Here is a 20,278-nt window from a genome sequence, read left to right as displayed (position 1 = left end):
CTCCGCACCCGAGCTGACGTTCCTGCGCACCGTCGTCTCCGACCCGCGGGTGCGGCCCCTGATCAGGGAACTCGGCGAGGAGTACTCCGCCCGCTACGGCAAGAACGCCCACGCCGAACTCGCCCGCTGCACACCGCTCTTCGATACCGCCGCCTACCACGCCGCCAGCACCGGCAAGACCGAGGTCGTCGGCACCTACTCCGGCGCCGGCGCCACCCTGCAGGGCCTCATCGCGGCCACCACCAAGAAGGACAGCGGCCTGGCCGAACCGCTCGCCGGCGCGCTCAACGAGGTCATCGACAACGGCACCTACGCCCAGGTGCTGAAGCGCTGGGGCCTGTCCGACGAGGCCGTGCAGAAGTCGGAGATCAACCCGCCCGGCCTGCCCAAGAACGCCTCCTGACCACACCCTCGTACTCCCCGAAAGGTCTCCCTTCCCATGGCCACCGTTCTGTCCGTCTCCGGCAGCCCCTCCGCCACCTCCCGCACCGCCCGCCTGCTCCGCCACCTCGACGACCGCCTGCGCGCCCAGGGCCACGAGGTCATAGCGCTCGACGTCCGCACCCTGCCCGCCGAGGCGCTGCTCGGCGCCGACTTCGGGCACCCCGCGATCGTCGAGACCACCGCCCTGTTCGAGCGCGCGGACGGGATCGTGATCGGCACGCCCGTCTACAAGGCGGCCTACTCCGGGCTGCTGAAGTCCCTGCTCGACCTGCTCCCGCAGTACGCGCTCGCGGGCAAGACGGTGCTGCCGCTGGCCACCGGCGGCAGCACCGCCCATGTCCTCGCCATCGACTACGCCCTGCGCCCCGTCCTGAACTCCATGGGACCCGCCCACATCACCCCGGGCTGGTTCACCCTGGACAAGGACATCACCGTCGCCGACGACGGCACCCTGACCGTGGCCCCGGCCTCCGCCGAGGCGCTGGCCCAGGTCACCGACCAGTTCTCGCTGGCCCTCGGCGTCCGTCCCGCGGTGCTGGCCGCGGCGAGCTGAGCCGGTCCGACAGCGGTGGGCGCGGCTCGGCGCCGCGCCCACCGCACATCAACCCGCGGAACCCGTCACCGGGTAGTGGTCCGACAGATTGGTGTACGTGTACTCGGTGCCCCAACTCGACACCGTCCAGGGCGCGCTCTGCTCCTTGACCACGTCGTTCTTCCACACGGCCGGACGGGCGTGACCCGCGCGGTGCAGGACGTAGTCCAGATCCTCGCGCGGGTCGTCCGGGTAGCGGTCCCGGGCTATGGAGTTGTCCCGGGTGTCGAAGGAGTACGGGTGCCCGGTGCGCTCCTCGGCGCCGACCAGGCCCGCGTCGGCGAGCATCGTGCCGTACTCGGCGGTGCGCGAGTCGACGTTCATGTCACCGGCGACCAGCACCTGTTCGTCCGCCGGGATGTTCTTGGCGTCCAGGAACGCGTCGATCGCCCTGAACTGACGGCTGCGCATCGCGGCCGCCTCACCGGCACCGCACCCGGGGTCGGTGGACTGGGCGTGCGTGCCCAGGACGTGCACCTTGGTGCCGTTCACGTTCAGAACGACGTACGCGAACCCCTTGTTGGACCACCAGTCCGCCCCGCACGCGTCCTTGAACACGTACTGCTCCTTGCGCAGGATCGGCCACCTGCTGAGGATCGTGACCCCGCCGTCCTCCGGCGTCAGCGCCGAGTAGGCGCCGCCCGTCGCGTCCCACCCGGACTTGCTGCGCCCCACCACCGGCGTCTGGTACGGGTACGCGCCCGCCGCCGCGGACTTCAGCGCGTCCGAGGAGGAGTTGTCGAACGCCTCCTGCAGCACCACCACGTCGTTGCCCTGGAAGAACGGCGTCCTGACGATCTCGGCGGCGCGGTGGTCCTGGCCCCAGTTCGGGTAGAGCGTCTTGCTGAAGAGGAAGGTGTTGTACGACAACACCTTCAGCTCCGGCGCCGGAGCGGCCGCCACCGCGGGCGTCGTACCGGACAGCGCGGCGGCGGCGAGCGCGAGGACGAGCACGGCCGAGCCCTGTGCACGGCGCTGTGCGAAGAGCGTCACGGGATCTCCTGAGGGTGAGGGGGGTGGAGTGGCGCCGCACATCAAACCACCGGGGATTACTCCCTGGTAACTCCCGTGCACGAGGAGAATGACGTCCTCCGGAACACCCGGCTCACACCAGCCAGTTGCCGTCCCGCAGCAGGAACCGGCCGCGCATCTCGTGCTCGCCGTTGCGCGCCTGCACCGTGCGCGGACGCACCCGGAAGAAGACGTACGGCGCCTCGTCGGCCCGGGGGTCCCAGCCCGTCTTCGCGAGGAACGCCGCCGCAGCGTCGGCGGGCACCTCGTCCACGCCGTACATCTCCGCGTCGCCGTCGATCAGCACCACGTCCAGGGTGTCACCGAGAGCCAGCCGGGCCCGGCGGCCCTCGCGCAGATTGCGGCCGGTCGGGGTGGCCGGCCGGGTCGCCAGCCACAGGCACTCCTCGTGCCGGACGAACCAGAGCGGGACCAGACACGGCACCCCGTCGGCGTCGGCCGTGGCCACCCAGATGTCCATCTCCGTCTCCAGCCGGCGCAGGAGATCGCGCTTGCGCCGCTCGGGCGTGCGGGGCGTTCTGGTGATCTTCATGGGGCGGACGGTACCTGGGGAGCGGACGGCGCGGATCGGGCCCGGGACCCGGCTTCGACCGGCCCGGAGTCCTAGGTCCAGGGGTCTGTGCGGCGGGTGTCGGGCGGGGTTGCGGGGGTCCGTGCGGCAGGCGATCGGCGCGCTCCGGGAGGTCCGTACCGCAGGCGATCGGCGCGCTCCCGGAGGTCCGTACCGCAGGTGACTGGCGCCCGTCGGGTTTTACGTATAACCTCTCCCGTCAATCACACCTCCGGAAGGCATCGATGAGCCGTATCGCCCTGGTCACCCTCGTCGTCGACGACTACGACGAGGCGATCCGCTTCTACACCGAGGCCCTCGGTTTCCGTCTCGTCGAGGACGCCCCGCGCCCCGACGGCTCCCGCTGGGTCGTCGTGAGCCCCGGTGACGGCGGCGCCGCGCTGCTGCTGGCCCGCGCCAAGGGCGACGGGCAGCGCACCCGGGTCGGTGACCAGACCGGTGGGCGTGTCGGCTTCTTCCTGCACACCGACGACTTCGCCCGCGACCGCGCCCGGATGCTCGCCGCTGGCGTGACCTTCCTGGAGGAGCCGCGCCACGAGCCCTACGGCTCGGTCGCCGTCTTCCGGGACCTGTACGGCAACCGCTGGGACCTCCTCCAGCCCGCCCGCTGACCTCCTCACTCCGCAGCCTTCCGCAACCCTCGCCCAAGGAAAGACCCGCCATGACCGCTACGCGCGTAGACATCGAAGCGATCCGCCGCCTCCCCAAGGCCGTCCTGCACGACCACCTCGACGGCGGACTGCGCCCCGCCACCCTGGTCGAGCTCGCCGCCGAGGTCGGCCACACCCTGCCCACCACCGACCCCGACGAGCTGGCCGCCTGGTTCTTCGAGGCCGCGAACTCCGGTGACCTGGTCCGCTACATCGCCACCTTCGAGCACACCCTCGCCGTGATGCAGACCCGCGAGGGCCTGCTGCGCACCGCCGAGGAGTACGTGCTGGACCTGGCCGCAGACGGCGTCGTCTACGCCGAGGTCCGCTACGCCCCCGAGCTGAACACCCGCAAGGGCCTCTCCCTCGCCGAGGTCGTCGAGACCGTCCAGGAGGGCCTGGCCGCCGGTATGGCGAAGGCCGCTGCCGCCGGTACCCCGGTGCGGGTGGGCACCCTGCTGTGCGGCATGCGGATGTTCGACCGGGTGCGCGAGGCCGCCGACCAGGCCGTCGCCTTCCGGGACGCCGGTGTCGTCGGCTTCGACATCGCCGGTGCCGAGGCCGGTTTCCCGGCCGCCGACCACCTGGCCGCCTTCGAGCACCTGCGCCGCGAGAACGTCCCCTTCACCATCCACGCCGGTGAGGCCGACGGACTGTCCAGCATCCACCAGGCCGTGCAGATCTGCGGCGCCCAGCGCCTCGGCCACGGGGTGCGCATCACCGACGACATCGTCGACGGCAAGCTCGGCCGCCTCGCCGGCTGGGTGCGCGACCGCCGGATCGCCCTGGAGATGTGCCCCACCTCCAACCTCCAGACCGGCGCCGCCACCTCCATAGCCGAGCACCCGATCACCGCTCTGAAGGAGCTGGGCTTCCGGGTCACTCTCAACACCGACAACCGTCTGGTCTCCGGCACCACGATGACCCGTGAGATGTCCCTGCTGGTCGAGCAGGCGGGCTGGACGGTGGAGGACCTGCGCACCGTCACCGTGAACGCCGTCAAGAGCGCGTTCATCCCGTTCGACGAGCGCAAGGCCCTCATCGAGGACGTCGTCCTGCCGGGCTACTCCGCCTGAAGCAGCCCGCGCACGTAGGCGGCCTGTCCGATGTGCTGAAGGTCGTCGGACAGGACGCTCACCAGCCGCACGCCCAGCGTGACCGGCGGGTCCCACCGCTCGTCCACCACGCGCTCCAGATCCTTGGCGGCCAGCTCCCGCAGCGCGCCGAGGGTCCGGGCGTGCACGGCGTCGTAGTACCCGGTCAGCAGGTCACCGGAGTCGGCCCGCACCTTGGCGACCTTCGCCGGGGAGTGGCCGTAGCCGGTGTCGTGCGGGGGCAGGTCGAGGCCGAAGGTCTTGTGGAAGTCCTGGGCGAGCCACACCTGCTCCAGACCGAAGGCGTCGGCGATGTGGTCGTCCTGCACCCGGGTGAGGTGCCAGACCAGCCAGCTGATGGAATTGGCCGCCGGGCCCGGCCGGGCGTTGAGGTCGTCGGGATCCAGGCCCTCGACGGTGGCGTGGACTTCTTCCTGGATGCGGCCGTAGCCGTCGATGAGGATGTCCTTGGCATGCATGGCTCCACCATCGCGCACGGGCGCCGCTCACGCGTCCCGTCCGTCGCCCTCCGCCGCGAGCAGTTCCATGAGCGCGCGCGCCGCCGGACTGGTGGCCTGCGGGGGAGGAAGCAGCGCGACCGTCTCGTAGACCCGTTCGTCGGTGCCCTTCACGGGCACGGCGGTCAGTGACCGGCGCTTGTGCCGGAAGTGGCGCGGGACGACGGCGATACCGAGGTTCTCGTCCACCAGGTCCAGCAGGCTGTGCACGTCGTTCACCTCCAGGGCGACCGACCGGCGGACCCCGGCGGCGGCGAACGCCGCGTCGGTGGTGCGGCGCGGCCCCCAGTCCGGGTGGAAGTCCACGAACACCTCGCCGCCCAGCTCCTCCACGGTGACCGGGGCCCCGGCGGCGGCGAGCCGGTGACTGGGGTGGCACAGCACCGTCATCGGCTCACTGGTCAGCGGTACGGCGCGCAACTGGTCCGCCGGCTGCTGGGCCGTACGCACCGCGAACGCCAGGTCCAGACGGCCCGCCGCCACCTCCTCCTCCAGCGCCCCCGAGCCCGCCTGCCGCAGACAGATCTCCACGTCCGGATGGCGCCGCCGGAACGCGGCCAGCAGCCCCGCCACATGCACCCCGGCTATGCACTGCTCGGAGCCCAGCGCGAGCATGCCGCGCAGCACGCCCTGTACCGCGGCGACCGCCTCGTGGGCCGAGCGCACCTGCGCCAGGATCCGCTCCGCCTCGCCCAGCAGCGCCCGCCCGGCCGGGGTCAGCGTCACACTGCGCGTCGTCCGCACGAACAGCGGGGTCTGCAGCTCCCGCTCCAGGGAACGGATCGAGGCCGACAGGCCGGACTGGGAGACCATGAGGCGTTCGGCGGCCCGGGTGAAATGCTGGTCCTCGGCGACCGCGACGAAGTGCTGGAGATGGCGCAGTTCCATGACTGAGAAGCCTAAGCGCTGAATTCCATCGGATTCTTCTGTTGGACCAATGCCCACAGGTCACGAAAGAGTGGAGACCGGTCCCAAGGGAACGCGTCTGAACCCGCTTCCCCTCGTGCCCACTCATCTGGAGTCGCGTTGTACACCGCACACCCCGACCGCTACGCGGACATGCCCTACCGGCGCACCGGACGCAGCGGCCTGAAGCTGCCCGCCCTCTCCCTCGGCCTGTGGCACAACTTCGGTCCGGACCGCCCGGTCGACACGCAGCGCGCGATCCTGCGCCGCGCCTTCGACCTCGGGGTCACCCACTTCGACCTGGCCAACAACTACGGCCCGCCGCCCGGCGCGGCCGAGTCCGCGCTCGGCGAGGCGCTGAAGGCGGACTTCGCGCCGTACCGCGACGAACTCGTCATCTCCACCAAGGCCGGATACCTGATGTGGCCCGGCCCGTACGGCGAGTGGGGCTCGCGCAAGTACGTCCTGTCCTCGCTGGACCAGAGCCTGCAGCGGATGGGCCTGGACTACGTCGACATCTTCTACTCGCACCGCCCCGACCCGGAGACTCCGCTGGAGGAGACGATGGGCGCGCTGCACTCGGCCGTGCAGCAGGGCAAGGCGCTCTACGTCGGCGTCTCCAACTACTCCGCGGAGCAGACCCGGGAGGCGGCCCGTATCCTCGGCGAGCTGGGCACGCCGCTGCTGATCCACCAGCCGCGCTACTCCATGCTCGACCGGCGCCCGGAGGACGAGGGCCTGCTGGACGCCCTGGACGAGCTCCAGGTCGGCTCGATCGTCTACTCCCCGCTGGAGCAGGGCGTGCTGACCTCCCGCTACCTCGACGGCATCCCCGAGGGTTCGCGGGCCGCGAGCGACAGCCCCTTCCTGAACTCCGACGCGCTCACCGAGGACCTGGTGGGCAAGCTCCGCGAGCTGAACGAGATCGCCGGTGCGCGCGGCCAGTCGCTGGCGCAGATGGCGCTCGCCTGGGTGCTGCGCGGGGGCCGGGTGACCTCCGCGCTCGTCGGTGCCAGCAGCGCGCGGCAGATCGAGGACAGCGTCGCCGCCATCAACAACCTCGACTTCGACGCCGAGGAGCTGGCCCGTATCGACGCGGTCATCAAGTCGTAGGCCATACCCGGGGGTTCCCGGTGACGGGCGGTGACCGTCACCGGGAACCCCCGTTCCCCAGGGCGCTTTCGGCCAGTGATCTTCCGGAATATGCCAGGAGACTGGCCGGAAAGTCATGGTGACAGTGATTCAGTAGTGAACATACTCAACTCAAGAGTGGCCCTCACGCGGAGCGAAGAGCTGATCACGCACCGCACGGGAAGCGAGGCCCGGCTCCGGGGCCGGCGTCACGGGGGAGTGAGACGTGCACGACGAATTTCTGTGCCATGTCACCGCGTACGGCACCTGCGGCGGCCGGCGTATCGGGGTGCCGCTCGGCACCTACCGGGCCCCCACACTGGCCCTCGCCCTGTGGTGGTTACGGGACCGGGCGACCTGGATCGCCGAGCGATTAGACCCGCAGCCCGAGACCGAGCACTTCCCGGCCGGCGCCCTCGTCCCGGTCGCCGGGACCGTCCCCGACGTCCCCGCGGTACTGCGCGCCTGGTGTGCCGACGCCGGCCAGCAGGACCTGGTCGCCGGGCAGTTGGCCGCCGGACGGCTGATCCGGATCGCCACCAGCGACGACACCACCGAGTACGAACTGCTCGCCGAGTCCGTCGACGCCCTGCGCATGCAGCGCACTGTCCCCGCCCTGGTCGTGCCCGTCGGCTGAGCCGCCCGCCGCCGACGCGTTCCATGCCGCCCGTCGGCTGAGCCGCCCGCCGCCGACGCGTTCCATGCCGCCCGCCCGCAGGTCACCGGTCACCGGCGCCTGCCGGACGCCAGGGTGTGCCAGGCGCACTAGCAGGCAAATCGTTAGAATCCAGGCATGGCGGAGCGACCGCTCGCACCGACTGCGCCCGTACTCGTGCTGGAGACCGAGTCGGGCTCCACCGTGATGACCCCGAGCCGCGACTACCACGTCGGCCGCGACCCCCTCAGCGACATCGTGCTCGACGATGCCCGGGTCTCCTGGCACCACGCGGTCCTGCACCCCGAGAGCGACCACTGGACGATCCAGGACGACCACAGCACCAACGGCACCTACGCCGATGGGCGCCGCATCCAGGAGCGGTACGTCGGACCCGGCACCGTGATCCGCTTCGGCAACCCCGCCGACGGACCGCGCGCCGTCGTCCTCGGCCGCCCCGAACCCCGGCCGGAACGCCCCTCGGCCGTCTCCGCGCCCGCCCAGACCGGCACCTTCCGGCAGCCCACCACCGTACGGCCGCTGCCCCAGGCCCGGACCGTGCGTATCGGCCGCGCCCCCGACAACGACCTCGTCATCGACGACCTCACCGTCTCCCGCCACCACGCCGAACTGCGCGGCCGTCCCGACGGCGGCCACGAGATCGCCGACCTGGGCAGCCACAACGGCACCTACCTCAACGGCAGCCCCGTCAACCTCGCCGAGGTCCGCTCCGGCGACGTCATCGGCATCGGCCACTCGGCGTTCTGCCTGGTCGGGGACGAACTCCAGGAGTACGTCGACACCGGTGAGGTCTCCCTGGAGGTGCAGGACCTCACCGTCGCCGTCGACCACGGCCGCAAGACCCTCCTCGACGACGTGTCCTTCCCGGTCGGGGAGAAGTGCCTGCTCGCCGTCGTCGGCCCGAGCGGCGCGGGCAAGTCCACCCTCCTCAACGCCCTCACCGGACAGCGCCCCGCCGACCACGGCACCGTCGTCTACGACGGCCGCGACCTCTACCGCGACTACGCCGAACTGCGCCAGCGCATCGGCCTGGTCCCGCAGGACGACATCCTGCACGCCCAGCTCACCGTCCGCGCCGCCCTGTCCTACGCCGCCGAACTGCGCTTCCCGCAGGACACCGCCAAGGCCGAACGGCAGGCCCGGGTCGACGAGGTCATCCGCGAACTCGGCCTGGAACAGCGCGCCGGACAGCCCGTGCACAGCCTCTCCGGCGGTCAGCGCAAACGCGTCAGCGTCGCCCTGGAACTGCTCACCAAGCCCTCCCTGCTCTTCCTGGACGAGCCGACCTCGGGACTCGACCCCGGCATGGACCGCTCGGTGATGCACATGCTGCGCGGCCTGGCCGACGACGGCCGCACCGTCATCGTCGTCACCCACAGCGTGCTCAGCCTCGACGTCTGCGACCGTCTGCTGGTCCTCGCGCCCGGCGGCCGGATCGCCTACTACGGGCCGCCCGAGGAGGCACTGCCGTTCTTCGGGTTCGAGGAGTGGCCGGAGGCCTTCGAGGCCTTCGAACGCGACCGGGAGCGCAACTGGTCCGGCGCCTACACCAGCTCGCCGCAGCACCGCCGGTACGTCGTCGACGCCACCGCGCAGCCGCGCCTGATGCGCGAGGGGCCCGTGGTCATCACCCCGCCGCCGCGCCCGCGCAGCCGCGGCGCCCAGCTCGGCACACTGATCCGCCGCTACGCCGCCGCGCTCAGCGCGGACCGCACCTTCCTCGCCATCATGATCGCCCTGCCGTTCGTGATGGGCGCCATGGCCCGCGCCCTCGCGGGCAGCTCGCTGACCCGGGACACCGCGATGAACGCGCTGCTCATCCTGTGCGTCGGTGCGGTCCTCACCGGCGCCGCCAATGCCGTGCGGGAACTGGTCAAGGAGCGCACGATCTACCAGCGCGAGCGATCCGTCGGCCTGTCCAGATCCGCCTACCTGATGTCCAAGGTCGTCGTCCTCGGCGCCATCACCGTGCTCCAGGCCGTCGTGCTGACCCTCGTCGCCCTGCTCGGCGTCGACCTCAACGCGCCCGGCGGCAAGGGCGTACTGATGCCACCGCTCGTCGAGATCACCGTCGCGGTGGCCCTGCTCGCCTTCACCGCGATGATGCTCGGCCTGCTGGTCTCGGCACTGGTGCGCAAGGAGGAGGTGACGATGCCGCTGCTGGTGCTGCTGGCCATCGTCCAGGTGGTGTTCTGCGGCGCCCTGCTCAAGCTGGACGGCGTGCCCGGCCTGGAACAGCTCGCCTGGCTGGTGCCCTCGCGCTGGGCGCTCGGCGCGATGGCCGGGACCGTCGGTCTGGCCCGGATCGTGCCCGGCGACCTCACCGGCGACCCGCTCTTCGAGCACTCGACGGGCGTGTGGCTGCTCAACATCGGCATGCTGATCGTGCTGTCGGCGGTCTTCGGCTACGTGGTCTCCCGGCTGCTGCGGCGCCAGGAACCCGTCGTGATGCGGAAGTAGGGGCAGGCCATGGCGACTCCCGGATTCCGGCCCACCCATGTCGTCCCCGGCCACGGGATGCCGGCCTGGGAACTGCCCGATCCGTCCCGGCCCACGGTGCCCCTGGACGCGCTGCTTCCGGTGCAGCTCCTGGAACGGCGCGGGGACTGGGGGCGCGTGCTGTGCGCCAACGGCTGGTCGGCCTGGGTGGACGCCCGGGAACTGGTCGCCGTACCGCAGGACCCGCCGGTGCCGGGCGCGTCCCCGGCCCGTACCGCCGACCCGCTGCCGTACCTCGCCCGCGCCGAGCAGACCCTGTCCCGGTACCGGTCCGCGATGGAGGACCTGGCGTCGGGCGGCCTCGACGGCGAGTCCTTCCGGGACCGCACCCACGGACTGCGGATCGGGGTGGTCGTCGAGGGCGAGCACGTGTGGCTGTACGACGCCGAGCACGGGCGCTGGGTGTACGCGGACGGGATGCGGCTGAGCACATTCACCACCGACGAGGGGCCCCGCGCCGACACCGGGGACCCCGGCCTCACCGCCACCCGGGTGGTGAGCCCGGATGGTCCGTGAGACGAGCCTGTTCTCGGGCAGTCCCTCCGAGCTGATCGGCCGGCAGGTCGCCGGGTACCGCATCGAGGAGGAGATCGGCCGCGGCGGCATGGCGGTCGTCTACCGCGCCCGTGACCTGCGCCTGGACCGCTCGGTCGCGCTCAAGCTGCTCGCGCCGGAACTCGCCCGCAACGACACCTTCCGGCGCCGCTTCAGCCACGAGTCCCGGGCCGCGGCGGCCATCGACCACCCGCACATCGTGCCGGTATTCGAGGCGGGCGAGACGGACGACGTCCTGTTCATCGCGATGCGGTACGTCGCGGGCAGCGACCTGCGCCACCTCCTGGACCGCCAGGGCCCGCTGTCGCCGCCGACGGCCGTACGCATCGCCGGCCAGGTGGCCTCCGCCCTGGACGCGGCCCACGAGCACGGCCTGGTCCACCGGGACGTCAAACCCGGCAACATCCTGGTCGCCCGCGGCACGGACAGCGACCACCCCGAGCACGCCTACCTCACCGACTTCGGCCTGACCAAGAAGTCCCTGTCCCTGACGGGGCTCACGACCGTCGGCCAGTTCGTGGGCACGCTCGACTACGTCGCCCCGGAACAGATCTCCGGCAAGCCGGTGGACGCCCGCTGCGACGTCTACGGGTTCGCCTGCGTCGTCTACGAGTGCCTGTCCGGCCACCCCCCGTTCCAACGGGACGACGACATGGCCCTGCTGTGGGCCCACCAGTACGACCAGCCCCCGCCCCTGACCGGCTCCCGCCCCGACCTTCCCGCACCGGTGGACACCGTCTTCGCCAAGGCCCTGGCCAAGTCCCCGGAGAGCCGCTACGAGTCCTGCCTCTCCTTCGTGGCGGCGCTGCGGATGGCGCTGCGCGGCGACGCGGCACCCGCGGAAGGGGACGCCGCTGCGCACCCTCCGACCCAGGTGGACGTCCCGGTGCTCGGCCGCGACCACCCGGAACCGGCGGACCCCCCGAGGCCCCCGCCCCGGTGGGCGGAGCCGTTCTTCTAGAGCGGTTCTACCGGAGCCGTTCCTCTAGCGGCGCTGCACCGGCCGGGCCGCCAGCCCGCCGATGAAGCCCGCGACCAGCCCCCACGCCAGGGCGAGGCCGAGGGCTGTCCAGAGCCGGGGTTCGAGGAGCAGTTCCCCGCCCAGGTCTCCGCCGAGGTCGCCGATGCCCAGGACCGAGAGGCCGTAGTGGGCCGAGACCCGGGCGACCAGGCAGATCATCAGGACCGTCAGGGCCAGGGCGACCGCCATGTGCACCGCGTGCTGCCAGGCGCGCATCCGGCTGGGGGAGCGGGCCGCCATCACGAAGGCGGCGGCCAGGACCAGGACCGCCGTCACGACCAGCAGCCACCACACGCGGCTGTCGTACTCGGACAGGGTGCTCAGGTTCAGATCCGTCGTCTCGGAGCCGCGCAGTACCTCGTCCAGGACATGCGGCATCGGCAGGCCGAAGGGCCCGTCGACCCTGCCCTCCCAGGTGGCGCCCAGGCCGACGGTCAGGGCCAGCCACATCAGGTTCGGCAGGCCCAGCAGGATCACGGCGAGGGTCTCGCGGGCGTGGCCCCGGGTCAGGGCGACGACCACGCCGATCACCACGCCCAGCGCCACGCAGGCCAGCAGCAGGGCCACCATCGCGTAGGCCGCCGGGCGTACCGACTCCTGGAAGCGCAGCAGCCTCGGCGGCAGGGGGGCGCCCCGGGCCACCAGCAGGGCCAGGACGAGCACCCCCACCAGCCATAGCAGGCCGAAGAACAGGGTCAGCGGCACGTCCGTGCGGAAGCCGACCTTCGGGGAGACACCGAAGAGGTCGCCGATGTCGCCGATCGTGTCGTCGCCGAGAGAGATCTTGAAGTCGTGGCGGGCGAACAGCGACAGGCCCAGCAGCGCCAGCAGCCAGAGCACTGCGAGGCGGGCCGCCCAGCCCGCCAGCTCCCGCGCACCCGTCACCGCCCGGTGCCGCAGCGGGCGCAGGAACCCGGCGGCTGTCACCAGGGCGCCCACCAGGGTCACGGACAGGGGGATCACCGTGAGATCAGCCGCCGACTCGGCGAGGCCGCCGGCGTCGCCCTTCATCTCCACCGTGCCGCCCACGGCGGTGACCACCGTCGCGGCGACGACCCGGGGATAGGCGTTGTCCGGCAGGTCCGTCGCCCCCGCCGCCCACAGCCCGAGCGCGGCGACCACGCCCATGGCGATCATCCCGGCCGCCACGGCGACCAGGGCCTGCGGCCAGCCGTGGCGGGCCACGGCCCGGCCGGAGGTTGTGCGAACGCTCACGCTGCCACGCTAAGCAGCACCCGCGGGCCCCGCCCGCCGAGAGGGGCCGTCCGCGTCGGCTTGCGAACCGGGCCGCACCGGAGCACACAATGGTCACGATGTGGAAATGTGGCTATTGGCATGAATTGCCGCGATTGTCCCGCATCGGGAAGAAGGGATCGTGAGCGTCGAACCTCCGTCCTCAGGCCGACCCACAGGACCCCCGTCGGGCCCCCCTGTCCGGTCCCTCGCAGCCGCCCTCCGGACCCCCCTCCCAGCCCCCGGGCAGCGGCGGAGGCGGCATCCCGCCCACCCCGCCCCCGGCAGCGGCGGCGGCGCGGTCCCCCCGGAGCCCGAACCGCACCAGCCCTGGTGGCGGTCCGTACCGAGGATGGCCGTCCTGGCCACGGTGGTCGTGGCCGCCGTGGTGGTCGCGGTCGTCCTGGGCCGGGGAGGCGGCGGAGGTTCCGGCTCCGGCGGCGAGGTCTTCCTCCAGGCCGCCGGCAAGAACGGCCCCGATCCCTTCACCGAGTCCACCGCCACGAACAGCTCTGCCGCGCCCGTCACCCCGTCCCCGGCCACCGGCTCCGGCGACGCCAACGCCGTACGCGGAGTCGACGGCGGCGCCCCCGGCCTGTACGGCGGCACCCGCAACGTGGCCGCCTGCGACGTGGAGAAGCAGATCAAGGCGCTCCAGTCGCAGCCGCAGAAGAACAAGGCGTTCGCCTCCGTCGCCGGTGTCGCCCCCGACGCCGTCCCGGACTACCTGCGCGGACTGACCCCCGTACAGCTGCGCATGGACACCCGCGTCACCAACCACGGCTACCGCGACGGCGGCGCCACCAGCTACCAGGCCGTCCTCCAGGCCGGCACCGCCGTCCTCGTCGACGACCACGGCATGCCCCGGGTGCGCTGCGCCTGCGGCAACCCGCTGACCCCGCCGGTCGCGCTGAACGACACACCGAAGCCCACCGGCGACTCCTGGCCGTCGTACAGCGCCTCGAACACGGTGGTGGTCTCGCCCTCCACCGAGGTGATCAAGGTCTTTGTGGTCTACGACCACCAGCACGACGAGTGGTTCCACCGGCAGCACGGCGACAACGGCCACAAGGACAAGAAGACGCACCCGCCGCACCACCCCTCCCCGCCGGTGACCAAGTCGCCCTCGACCTCGCCGCACACCACGACGGCCTGCCCGTCGCCCCCGACGGCCGGCAACGAGACGGGCTGCCCGCCCACCTCGCCGTCCGTGCCGACCTCCCCGTCGACCCCGACCTCGCCGTCGACCCCGACCAGCCCGCCGACCTCGGACACCACGACGGACACGCCGCTCACGCCGGACACCTCCACCCCTGAGTCGCCGCTGGCGTCCGACTCGATCAGCGAGTCGCTGACGACCAGCGGCAGCCCCGGACTCACCTCGACCCCGGCGGTGTGACGCACCCGGCCCGGATGCGGGGGACTGCACGGCGCGGCACTGGGTACGAACACTGGTGCAGTAACGTCCGGCCTCCTGTGGCCTTCCGAGAGAGAAACGCATGATCGAACACGACGGGGCGGTTATTCCGAGCGGATTCGACGTGCCCGTGGAACCGCTGCGCGCGGCGGCCCACTACAGCGGGGAACCGGGGTGCATCGCGGAGGCCCGCTCCTTCGCCGCCTCCTTCCTCGACCGGCTGCGCACGGAGTGGTGCGCCGAGATCCCCGACCGGATCCACGAGGTGGTGCTCCTCGTGGTCAGCGAACTGGTCACCAACGCCGACCGGCACAGCAACGGCCCGTACATCCTCGACCTGGAGGGCACCGACGCGCGCGTCGCGGTCACCGTCTACGACAGCAGCGCCGCCCTGCCCCGCCGCTTCGCCCGCGACCCCGGGCGCGTCGGAGGGCACGGTCTGGAGATAGTGCACGCCCTGGCGGGCGAGGTCGCCGTCGAACGCGTCCCGGTCGGCAAGCGCGTCCGCGCCGTGCTGCGGCTGACCGCGGCCTGATCCACCGGCCCCTCAACTCGCTGTTCGCGCTGGGCGATTCTCCCCAGGGCAGAACGCCACGGCCTTCCCCGCGGGCCCGCGGCTCCTAGGCTGGGAAAGTGACCGATCACGCGCCGAACGAAGCCCGAGTCATCCCGCTCCGCCCGCCCGCGCGCCAGGAGCCCCCGCGTCCGGACACCGCCGGACCCGCCGCCAGGGAACCCCTGTGGCGGGACCTGGTCGGCGACGTCCTGCGGCGCGAGCGCCTCGCCCAGGAGCGCACCCTGAAGGACGTGGCCGACGCCGCCCGGATCTCCATGCCCTACCTCTCCGAGGTGGAACGCGGCCGCAAGGAGGCCTCCTCGGAGGTCCTCGCGGCCGCCGCCCGCGCGCTCGGCCTGAGCCTCGGCGACCTGCTGTCCCTGGCCCACGGCGAGCTGATCCGCCTGACCTCCCGGCACGGCAGGACCGGCGGACGGGACGCGGCCCCCTCGTCGTACGACGGACTGTGCCTGGCCGCCTGACGGACCGGACCCGGCGCCTCAGACCGTGACGAGGCGCCGGCTCACCACATGGTCGGCGAGGCCGTACGCCACCGCCTCCTCGGCGGTGAACACCTTGTCGCGGTCCATGTCGGCGCGCAGCGTCGCCACGTCGTGGTGGGTGTGCCGGGCCAGTACCTCCTCCACCTGGGCGCGGATCCGGACCATCTCCTTGGCCTGGAGCGCCAGGTCGGAGACCACGCCCTGGCGCCCGCCGCTGGCCGGCTGGCCGAGCAGCACCCGGGCGTGCTCCAGCACCGAGCGCCGCCCCGGATCGCCGCCCGCCAGCAGCACCGCCGCCGTGGAAGCCGCCTGCCCCACGCAGAACGTGGAGATCGGGGCCTGCACATAGGTCATCGTGTCGTAGATCGCCATCAGCGAAGTGAACGATCCGCCGGGCGAGTTGATGTAGATCGCGATCTCGTGCTCGGGTGCCGTCGACTCCAGGTGGAGCAGTTGCGCGATGACGACATTGGCGACCCCGTCGTCGATCTCGGTGCCGAGGAAGATGATCCGCTCGTTGAGCAGCCGGCTGAACACGTCGAAGGACCGCTCGCCCTGCGGGGTGCGCTCGATGACGTTCGGAATCGTGTAACTGCCCATGCCTACAGCCCCATCCGTCGCTTGCCGGCGGCCGGGCGGACGTCCGCGAGGGACTCCACGACCCGGTCGACGATCCCGTACTCACGGGCCTCCTCGGCCGTGAACCAGCGGTCCCGGTCGCCGTCCCGGGAGATCGTCTCCGGGGTCTGGCCGGTGTGCTCGGCGGTGATCCGCTCGATGGTCCGCTTGGTGAACTCCAGGTTCTCCGCCTGGATCTCGATGTCCGCGGTGGTGCCGCCGATCCCGGCCGACGGCTGGTGCATCATGATCCGCGCGTTGGGCAGTGAATAGCGCTTGCCCGCCGTGCCCACGCTCAGCAGGAACTGGCCCATGCTGGCCGCGAAGCCCATCGCGAGCGTGGAGACGTCGTTCGGGATCAGCCGCATCGTGTCGTAGATGGCCAGGCCCGCGTGGACCGAGCCGCCCGGGCTGTTGATGAACAGGCTGATGTCGGTGCGCGGGTCCTCGGCGGACAGCAGCAGCAACTGCGCGCACACCCGGTTGGCGGAGACCTCGTCGACCTGGGTGCCCAGCAGCACGATCCGCTGCCCGAGCAGCTGGCCGGCGAGCTGGTCGTCGAACCGGGTGGGCGGGGTGTCGCCCTCCTCCGCCCGCGGCGCGAGCGTGGTCGGTGGAGTCATGGGACCTCCTCGTCGTGGTGTGGATGCCGTCGACCCCACTGTTGCCCGGCACACCGCCCCACCGGGCATTTCTCTGCCCGCGGCAGATTCGCCACGGGCAGAGCGCGCCTCGGGCCGGGGCGCGGCCGATGAGTTCCGGGCCGAGGACCAGTCGGTAGAGGTGACCGCGTTCCACATCCGGGAGGTACTCATGACCGCCAAGGGATTCACCACGTGTCTCTGGTTCGACGACCAGGCCGAGGAGGCCGCGCACTTCTACGTCTCCGTCTTCAAGAACTCCAGCATCGGCAGCGTCGCCCGCTACCCCGAGGGCTCCATGCGCCCGGCCGGCATGGTGATGACGGTGGCGTTCACGGCCAACGGCCACCCGTTCCTCGCCCTCAACGGCGGACCCGATTTCACGTTCAACGAGGCGATCTCGTTCATGATCTACTGCGAGAACCAGGAGGAGATCGACTACTACTGGACGAAGCTCACCGAGAACGGCGGCGAGCCCGGCCCCTGCGGCTGGCTGAAGGACAGGTACGGGGTGTCCTGGCAGGTCATCCCGGAGAGCCTGGACGCCATGGTCAGCGACCCCGACCCGGAGAAGGCGTCCCGCGCCACCCAGGCCATGCTCGGCATGCGCAAGCTCGACATCGCCGCCCTGAAGAAGGCCTACGACGGCGAGTGAGCCCCGGCCTCACCGGGCGCCGCGGATCACCCGGGTGACCTCCTGGGCCATCCGCAGGATGCCGGGGGAGCGGACCGGGCACGGCTTCGGGGTCGAGGTGGTGGGCGCCAGACAGAAGTGCAGATAGTCGTCCTCGCGGTGCAGGGCGGTGCGGTCGCGGCCCGGATCGGTGCAGTAGTCCGGGTGCGCGCGCTCGTAGGCGGTGCACGGCAGCTGCCGCACCCAGGTGTAGCGGGCCCCGTCGGCGCTCACCGTCCGTCCCGCGTCCGCGACGAGGTCACCTGCCGCGCCTGCCCGCTCCTCGTACAGGGCGTTCACCTTCCGCACCCGGTCCGGGGTGATCGGGTCGGGGCCCTGGAGCACCCATACGATCCGCGGGCGGTGCTCCCCGCCCGCGGCGGCGATCTGCGAGGTGAGCCGGTCCAGGTCCGCGGTGTACCGGTCGAAGTAGGCCCGGGGACCGGCGTCGTGCGTGATGCCGTCCATGCAGGGCGTGTAGCCCCAGGAGTTGCCCCAGAACTGGAGCACCACGAAGTCCGGCCGGTGCGCGCGCACCAGCGCGGCCGCCTTGTCCGCGTCCGGCACCAGCGACCGCTCACCGGTGCCCTCCAGGTAGTCGCAGACGGTCGTGCCCGAGTACGGGGCACTGGTGTAGGCGGCGCGCAGCTTCCCGCGCAGCTCGGCGCCGAGCACGTTCTGCGCCTCCATCGCCAGGGAGTCGCCGAGGTAGAGCACCTTGGGGGGTTTCGCCGGGGCCTTCGGTGATGCGGGTGCCCGTTGCTGGGTGGTGGCCGACGCCCGGGGCTTGGCGGGCGCGGGTGCCCGCTCCGGCTCCGACGCCGGGTCCCCGCAGCCGCCGAGCAGTGCCACTCCGAGCGCCAACCCCGCCATCCACGCCCTGCGCATGCGGCAACTCCCGCCCCGGTAACGGAGAAACGGCTCCCCAGGCAAGCACAGCCACGCCGCAGGCGGAAGACCCGTGTCGGCCAGACACCGCCAACTGCCCTGTCAGCTCAGGTCGTTGACGAGCACCGCCGCCCCGTCGAACCGCCCCGCCTTGAGGTCCCGCAGCGCCACATCGGCCCGGGACAGGGGATAGGCGTGCGTGGTGGCGTGGACCTTGTACCGGGCGGCGAGGGTGAGAAACTTCCGTGCGTCCGCGCGGGTGTTGGAGGTGACGCTGCGCAGTTCCTTCTCGTAGAACAGATCGGTCTCGTAGTGCAGCGGCGGGGTGTCGGTGAGATGGATCCCGGCGACGGCGAGCACCCCGCCCCGGTCCAGCGCGCGCAGCGCCACCGGCACCAGGTCGCCGACCGGGGCGAACAGGATGGCGCTGTCCAGGGGCTCCGGCGGCATCGCGTGCGCCTCGCCCGCGGACGCCGCCCCCAGCTCCAGGGCCAGCCGCCGTGCCGCGGCGCCCCGGGTCAGCACATGCACCCGGGCGCCCTCCGCGAGCGCCACCTGGGCGCACAGATGGGCGCTGCCCCCGAAGCCGTACAGGCCGAGCCGTCCGCCCGCCGGGAGGGAGGCCCGGCGCAGCGCCCGGTAGCCGATGATTCCGGCGCACAGCAGCGGCGCCAGCGCCAGGTCGGTCAGGCCCCCGGGGAGCGGGTGGGCGAAGTCGGCGGGGACGGTCGTGTACTCGGCGTAGCCGCCGTCCGTGTCCCAGCCGGTGTACCGCGATCCGGGGCACAGGTTCTCCGCGCCGCGCAGACAGTAGGCGCAGGTGCCGTCCGTCCACCGCAGCCAGGCCACCCCGACCCGGTCGCCGACCGTGAAGCCGCTCACCCCGGCGCCGAGCCCGGCGACTTCCCCGACCACCTCGTGCCCGGGTGTCACCCCCGCCCGGCGCACCGGCAGATCGCCCTCCGTGACATGCAGATCGGTGCGGCACACCCCGCAGGCCAGCACCCGGACCAGCAGCTCCCCGTCCCCGGGCACCGGTACCGGCTTCTCCACCAGCCGCAGCGCGCCTTCCTCCACCGGTCCGGGCGCCACCACCGACCACGCGCGCATCGTCCCGTCCGCCATAGGGCTGCCCCGTCCTGCCACTGGACCCTTTCCTCCCAGTGTGAAACGGACGGCTGCTTCGGCGCGCGGTTCGCGCCACGGGTGGCTAGCGTGAGGAACCGACCCCACCACCGATGCGGAAGAGGCCGTGGTCATGGCCGTACAGCCAGAGGGAACCCCCTGTTGGGCCGACGCGATGTTCAGCGACTTCGAGGGAGCCAAGAGCTTCTACGGAGACGTCCTCGGCTGGACCTTCGGCGAGTCGTCGTCGGAGTTCGGCAACTACACCCAGGCGTACGCGGACGGCAAGGCGGCCGCCGCGGTCGTCCCGCCCATGCCCGGACAGGAGGGCATGTCGCAGTGGTGCCTGTACCTCGCCTCCCCCGACGCGGCCGAGACCGCTCGGCGGATCCGGGACAACGGCGGCGAGGTGCTGATGGAGCCGATGCAGGTCAGTGACTTCGGCACCATGTGCCTGGCCCGCGACCCGAGCGGAGTCGTCTTCGGTGTCTGGCAGGCCGGTACCCACGAGGGTTTCGAGGCACCGCCCGAGCAGCCCGGCGCGTTCGCCTGGGCGGAGGTCTTCACCCGGGAGCCGGACAAGTCCGACGCCTTCTTCCCGGCCGTCTTCCCGCGCTACACCGCGCAGCAGATGGAGGACGACGGCATGGACTTCCGGGTCTTCAACATCGCCGACACCCCCGTCCTCGGCCGGATGAAGATGACGGAGGAGTTCCCGCCGGAGGTACCGGCCTACATCAACGTCTACTTCTCCGTCCCCGACGTCGACGCGACCGTGGCGAAGGCGACCGAGCGGGGCGGGGTGCTGCGGTTCGGGCCGGTGGACACGCCGTTCGGCCGGATCGCGGCGCTCAGTGACCCGCAGGGCGCGAACTTCTCGGTGATCGACGTCACCACCACCGAGGGCGAGATGCCCAAGCTCACCGACGTCTGAC

General features: G+C 71.9%; 21 protein-coding genes and 2 pseudogenes. 14 read left to right on the top strand and 9 right to left on the bottom strand.

Features of this window, described 5'->3' with window-relative positions; translation table 11 throughout:
- Positions 1 to 145: 145 nt before the first annotated feature.
- Together GA0115233_RS15235 and ssuE are read left to right on the top strand one after the other, a co-directional pair.
- Positions 146 to 403, top strand: a pseudogene (locus tag GA0115233_RS15235) (ABC transporter substrate-binding protein); the annotation flags it as partial.
- A gap of 36 nt (positions 404 to 439) precedes the next feature.
- Positions 440 to 997 carry an NADPH-dependent FMN reductase gene (gene ssuE, locus GA0115233_RS15230; protein WP_093720748.1) on the top strand — a complete coding sequence of 186 codons (558 nt, stop codon included), beginning with the start codon at positions 440 to 442 and terminating at the stop codon, positions 995 to 997.
- A 48-nt stretch (positions 998 to 1,045) separates the two neighbouring features.
- On the opposite strand, the gene sph is transcribed toward ssuE, so the two are convergent.
- Together sph and GA0115233_RS15220 are read right to left on the bottom strand one after the other, a co-directional pair.
- Positions 1,046 to 2,071 carry a sphingomyelin phosphodiesterase gene (sph, locus tag GA0115233_RS15225; RefSeq protein WP_093720747.1) on the bottom strand — a complete coding sequence of 342 codons (1,026 nt, stop codon included), beginning with the start codon at positions 2,069 to 2,071 and terminating at the stop codon, positions 1,046 to 1,048.
- 70 nt (positions 2,072 to 2,141) lie between these two features.
- A complete protein-coding gene (locus GA0115233_RS15220) occupies positions 2,142 to 2,600 on the bottom strand; it encodes a pyridoxamine 5'-phosphate oxidase family protein (RefSeq protein ID WP_093720746.1) in 459 nt (152 codons plus the stop codon).
- Between the two features lie 263 nt (positions 2,601 to 2,863).
- On the opposite strand from GA0115233_RS15220, the gene GA0115233_RS15215 reads away from it, so the two are divergent.
- Together GA0115233_RS15215 and GA0115233_RS15210 are read left to right on the top strand one after the other, a co-directional pair.
- Entirely contained in the window at positions 2,864 to 3,250 is a 387-nt protein-coding gene (locus GA0115233_RS15215; RefSeq protein WP_093720745.1) for a VOC family protein, read from the top strand.
- 50 nt (positions 3,251 to 3,300) lie between these two features.
- Entirely contained in the window at positions 3,301 to 4,365 is a 1,065-nt protein-coding gene (locus GA0115233_RS15210) for an adenosine deaminase (RefSeq protein WP_093720744.1), read from the top strand.
- On the opposite strand, the gene GA0115233_RS15205 is transcribed toward GA0115233_RS15210, so the two are convergent.
- Together GA0115233_RS15205 and GA0115233_RS15200 are read right to left on the bottom strand one after the other, a co-directional pair.
- Positions 4,353 to 4,862 (bottom strand): mycothiol transferase, encoded by a 510-nt coding sequence (locus tag GA0115233_RS15205; RefSeq protein ID WP_093720743.1) that lies wholly within the window; start codon positions 4,860 to 4,862, stop codon positions 4,353 to 4,355. The two genes, GA0115233_RS15210 and GA0115233_RS15205, sit on opposite strands and share 13 nt — an antisense overlap.
- A 27-nt stretch (positions 4,863 to 4,889) precedes the next feature.
- Positions 4,890 to 5,789, bottom strand: coding sequence for a LysR substrate-binding domain-containing protein (locus GA0115233_RS15200; RefSeq protein WP_093720742.1), 900 nt, complete (start codon positions 5,787 to 5,789; stop codon positions 4,890 to 4,892).
- 138 nt (positions 5,790 to 5,927) lie between these two features.
- Between GA0115233_RS15200 and mgrA the strand changes: the two genes are divergently transcribed.
- From mgrA to GA0115233_RS15175, 5 genes are all read left to right on the top strand, one after another.
- On the top strand, positions 5,928 to 6,920 hold the full coding sequence (gene mgrA, locus GA0115233_RS15195) for an L-glyceraldehyde 3-phosphate reductase (protein WP_093720741.1): 993 nt from the start codon (positions 5,928 to 5,930) through the stop codon (positions 6,918 to 6,920).
- Positions 6,921 to 7,164: 244 nt separating this feature from the next.
- Positions 7,165 to 7,575, top strand: a complete 411-nt coding sequence (locus tag GA0115233_RS15190; RefSeq protein ID WP_093720740.1) for a hypothetical protein — start codon at positions 7,165 to 7,167, stop codon at positions 7,573 to 7,575.
- 156 nt (positions 7,576 to 7,731) lie between these two features.
- Entirely contained in the window at positions 7,732 to 10,074 is a 2,343-nt protein-coding gene (locus tag GA0115233_RS15185) for an ABC transporter ATP-binding protein/permease (protein ID WP_093720739.1), read from the top strand.
- 9 nt (positions 10,075 to 10,083) lie between these two features.
- Positions 10,084 to 10,629: a hypothetical protein gene (locus tag GA0115233_RS15180; RefSeq protein ID WP_093720738.1), complete on the top strand. Its 546-nt coding sequence runs from the start codon at positions 10,084 to 10,086 to the stop codon at positions 10,627 to 10,629.
- Complete coding sequence (locus tag GA0115233_RS15175) at positions 10,619 to 11,629, top strand: serine/threonine-protein kinase (RefSeq protein ID WP_093720737.1); 1,011 nt, start codon at positions 10,619 to 10,621, stop codon at positions 11,627 to 11,629. Before GA0115233_RS15180 ends, GA0115233_RS15175 begins: the two co-directional genes overlap by 11 nt.
- A 24-nt stretch (positions 11,630 to 11,653) precedes the next feature.
- On the opposite strand, the gene GA0115233_RS15170 is transcribed toward GA0115233_RS15175, so the two are convergent.
- Positions 11,654 to 12,904 (bottom strand): streptophobe family protein, encoded by a 1,251-nt coding sequence (locus GA0115233_RS15170; RefSeq protein ID WP_093720736.1) that lies wholly within the window; start codon positions 12,902 to 12,904, stop codon positions 11,654 to 11,656.
- A gap of 160 nt (positions 12,905 to 13,064) precedes the next feature.
- Here GA0115233_RS15170 and GA0115233_RS15165 point away from each other — a divergent pair.
- The 3 genes and pseudogenes from GA0115233_RS15165 to GA0115233_RS15155 all read left to right on the top strand — a co-directional run bounded on the left by GA0115233_RS15165 (position 13,065) and on the right by GA0115233_RS15155 (position 15,377).
- Positions 13,065 to 14,321, top strand: a pseudogene (locus tag GA0115233_RS15165) (DUF6777 domain-containing protein).
- A gap of 100 nt (positions 14,322 to 14,421) precedes the next feature.
- A complete protein-coding gene (locus tag GA0115233_RS15160) occupies positions 14,422 to 14,874 on the top strand; it encodes an ATP-binding protein (protein WP_093720735.1) in 453 nt (150 codons plus the stop codon).
- 98 nt (positions 14,875 to 14,972) lie between these two features.
- Entirely contained in the window at positions 14,973 to 15,377 is a 405-nt protein-coding gene (locus GA0115233_RS15155; protein ID WP_093720734.1) for a helix-turn-helix domain-containing protein, read from the top strand.
- Positions 15,378 to 15,395: 18 nt separating this feature from the next.
- Here the strand turns inward: GA0115233_RS15155 and GA0115233_RS15150 are convergent, their stop codons facing one another.
- Both GA0115233_RS15150 and GA0115233_RS15145 read right to left on the bottom strand, forming a co-directional pair.
- Positions 15,396 to 15,998 carry a ClpP family protease gene (locus GA0115233_RS15150; protein WP_093720733.1) on the bottom strand — a complete coding sequence of 201 codons (603 nt, stop codon included), beginning with the start codon at positions 15,996 to 15,998 and terminating at the stop codon, positions 15,396 to 15,398.
- Between the two features lie 2 nt (positions 15,999 to 16,000).
- Positions 16,001 to 16,639 carry an ATP-dependent Clp protease proteolytic subunit gene (locus GA0115233_RS15145; RefSeq protein WP_093720732.1) on the bottom strand — a complete coding sequence of 213 codons (639 nt, stop codon included), beginning with the start codon at positions 16,637 to 16,639 and terminating at the stop codon, positions 16,001 to 16,003.
- Between the two features lie 190 nt (positions 16,640 to 16,829).
- Between GA0115233_RS15145 and GA0115233_RS15140 the strand changes: the two genes are divergently transcribed.
- Entirely contained in the window at positions 16,830 to 17,312 is a 483-nt protein-coding gene (locus tag GA0115233_RS15140) for a VOC family protein (RefSeq protein WP_093720794.1), read from the top strand.
- A gap of 9 nt (positions 17,313 to 17,321) precedes the next feature.
- Here GA0115233_RS15140 and GA0115233_RS15135 read toward each other — a convergent pair whose 3' ends face one another.
- Positions 17,322 to 18,218 (bottom strand): hypothetical protein, encoded by an 897-nt coding sequence (locus GA0115233_RS15135; RefSeq protein ID WP_093720731.1) that lies wholly within the window; start codon positions 18,216 to 18,218, stop codon positions 17,322 to 17,324.
- A gap of 102 nt (positions 18,219 to 18,320) precedes the next feature.
- On the bottom strand, positions 18,321 to 19,328 hold the full coding sequence (locus GA0115233_RS15130; protein WP_218063477.1) for a zinc-binding alcohol dehydrogenase family protein: 1,008 nt from the start codon (positions 19,326 to 19,328) through the stop codon (positions 18,321 to 18,323).
- A 148-nt stretch (positions 19,329 to 19,476) separates the two neighbouring features.
- On the opposite strand from GA0115233_RS15130, the gene GA0115233_RS15125 reads away from it, so the two are divergent.
- On the top strand, positions 19,477 to 20,277 hold the full coding sequence (locus tag GA0115233_RS15125) for a VOC family protein (protein ID WP_093720793.1): 801 nt from the start codon (positions 19,477 to 19,479) through the stop codon (positions 20,275 to 20,277).
- The last annotated feature ends 1 nt before the right edge of the window (position 20,278 follow it).

The organism is Streptomyces sp. DI166, assembly GCF_900091315.1.
Classification (GTDB): domain Bacteria; phylum Actinomycetota; class Actinomycetes; order Streptomycetales; family Streptomycetaceae; genus Streptomyces; species Streptomyces fuscus.
Note: the sequence above shows the minus strand (reverse complement) of the source record. Positions and strands in the feature narration are given on the sequence as shown.

Bases quoted from the DNA above. Each gene is read 5' to 3' on its own strand.
- GA0115233_RS15160 (WP_093720735.1), top strand. From the start codon at position 14,422: ATGATCGAACACGACGGGGCGGTTATTCCGAGCGGATTCGACGTGCCC.
- GA0115233_RS15205 (WP_093720743.1), bottom strand. From the start codon at position 4,862: ATGCATGCCAAGGACATCCTCATCGACGGCTACGGCCGCATCCAGGAA.
- sph (WP_093720747.1), bottom strand. From the start codon at position 2,071: ATGTGCGGCGCCACTCCACCCCCCTCACCCTCAGGAGATCCCGTGACG.
- GA0115233_RS15215 (WP_093720745.1), top strand. From the start codon at position 2,864: ATGAGCCGTATCGCCCTGGTCACCCTCGTCGTCGACGACTACGACGAG.
- GA0115233_RS15210 (WP_093720744.1), top strand. From the start codon at position 3,301: ATGACCGCTACGCGCGTAGACATCGAAGCGATCCGCCGCCTCCCCAAG.
- GA0115233_RS15135 (WP_093720731.1), bottom strand. From the start codon at position 18,218: ATGCGCAGGGCGTGGATGGCGGGGTTGGCGCTCGGAGTGGCACTGCTC.
- GA0115233_RS15175 (WP_093720737.1), top strand. From the start codon at position 10,619: ATGGTCCGTGAGACGAGCCTGTTCTCGGGCAGTCCCTCCGAGCTGATC.
- GA0115233_RS15200 (WP_093720742.1), bottom strand. From the start codon at position 5,789: ATGGAACTGCGCCATCTCCAGCACTTCGTCGCGGTCGCCGAGGACCAG.
- GA0115233_RS15220 (WP_093720746.1), bottom strand. From the start codon at position 2,600: ATGAAGATCACCAGAACGCCCCGCACGCCCGAGCGGCGCAAGCGCGAT.
- GA0115233_RS15140 (WP_093720794.1), top strand. From the start codon at position 16,830: ATGACCGCCAAGGGATTCACCACGTGTCTCTGGTTCGACGACCAGGCC.
- GA0115233_RS15130 (WP_218063477.1), bottom strand. From the start codon at position 19,328: ATGCGCGCGTGGTCGGTGGTGGCGCCCGGACCGGTGGAGGAAGGCGCG.
- GA0115233_RS15145 (WP_093720732.1), bottom strand. From the start codon at position 16,639: ATGACTCCACCGACCACGCTCGCGCCGCGGGCGGAGGAGGGCGACACC.
- GA0115233_RS15185 (WP_093720739.1), top strand. From the start codon at position 7,732: ATGGCGGAGCGACCGCTCGCACCGACTGCGCCCGTACTCGTGCTGGAG.
- ssuE (WP_093720748.1), top strand. From the start codon at position 440: ATGGCCACCGTTCTGTCCGTCTCCGGCAGCCCCTCCGCCACCTCCCGC.
- GA0115233_RS15180 (WP_093720738.1), top strand. From the start codon at position 10,084: ATGGCGACTCCCGGATTCCGGCCCACCCATGTCGTCCCCGGCCACGGG.
- GA0115233_RS15125 (WP_093720793.1), top strand. From the start codon at position 19,477: ATGGCCGTACAGCCAGAGGGAACCCCCTGTTGGGCCGACGCGATGTTC.
- GA0115233_RS15150 (WP_093720733.1), bottom strand. From the start codon at position 15,998: ATGGGCAGTTACACGATTCCGAACGTCATCGAGCGCACCCCGCAGGGC.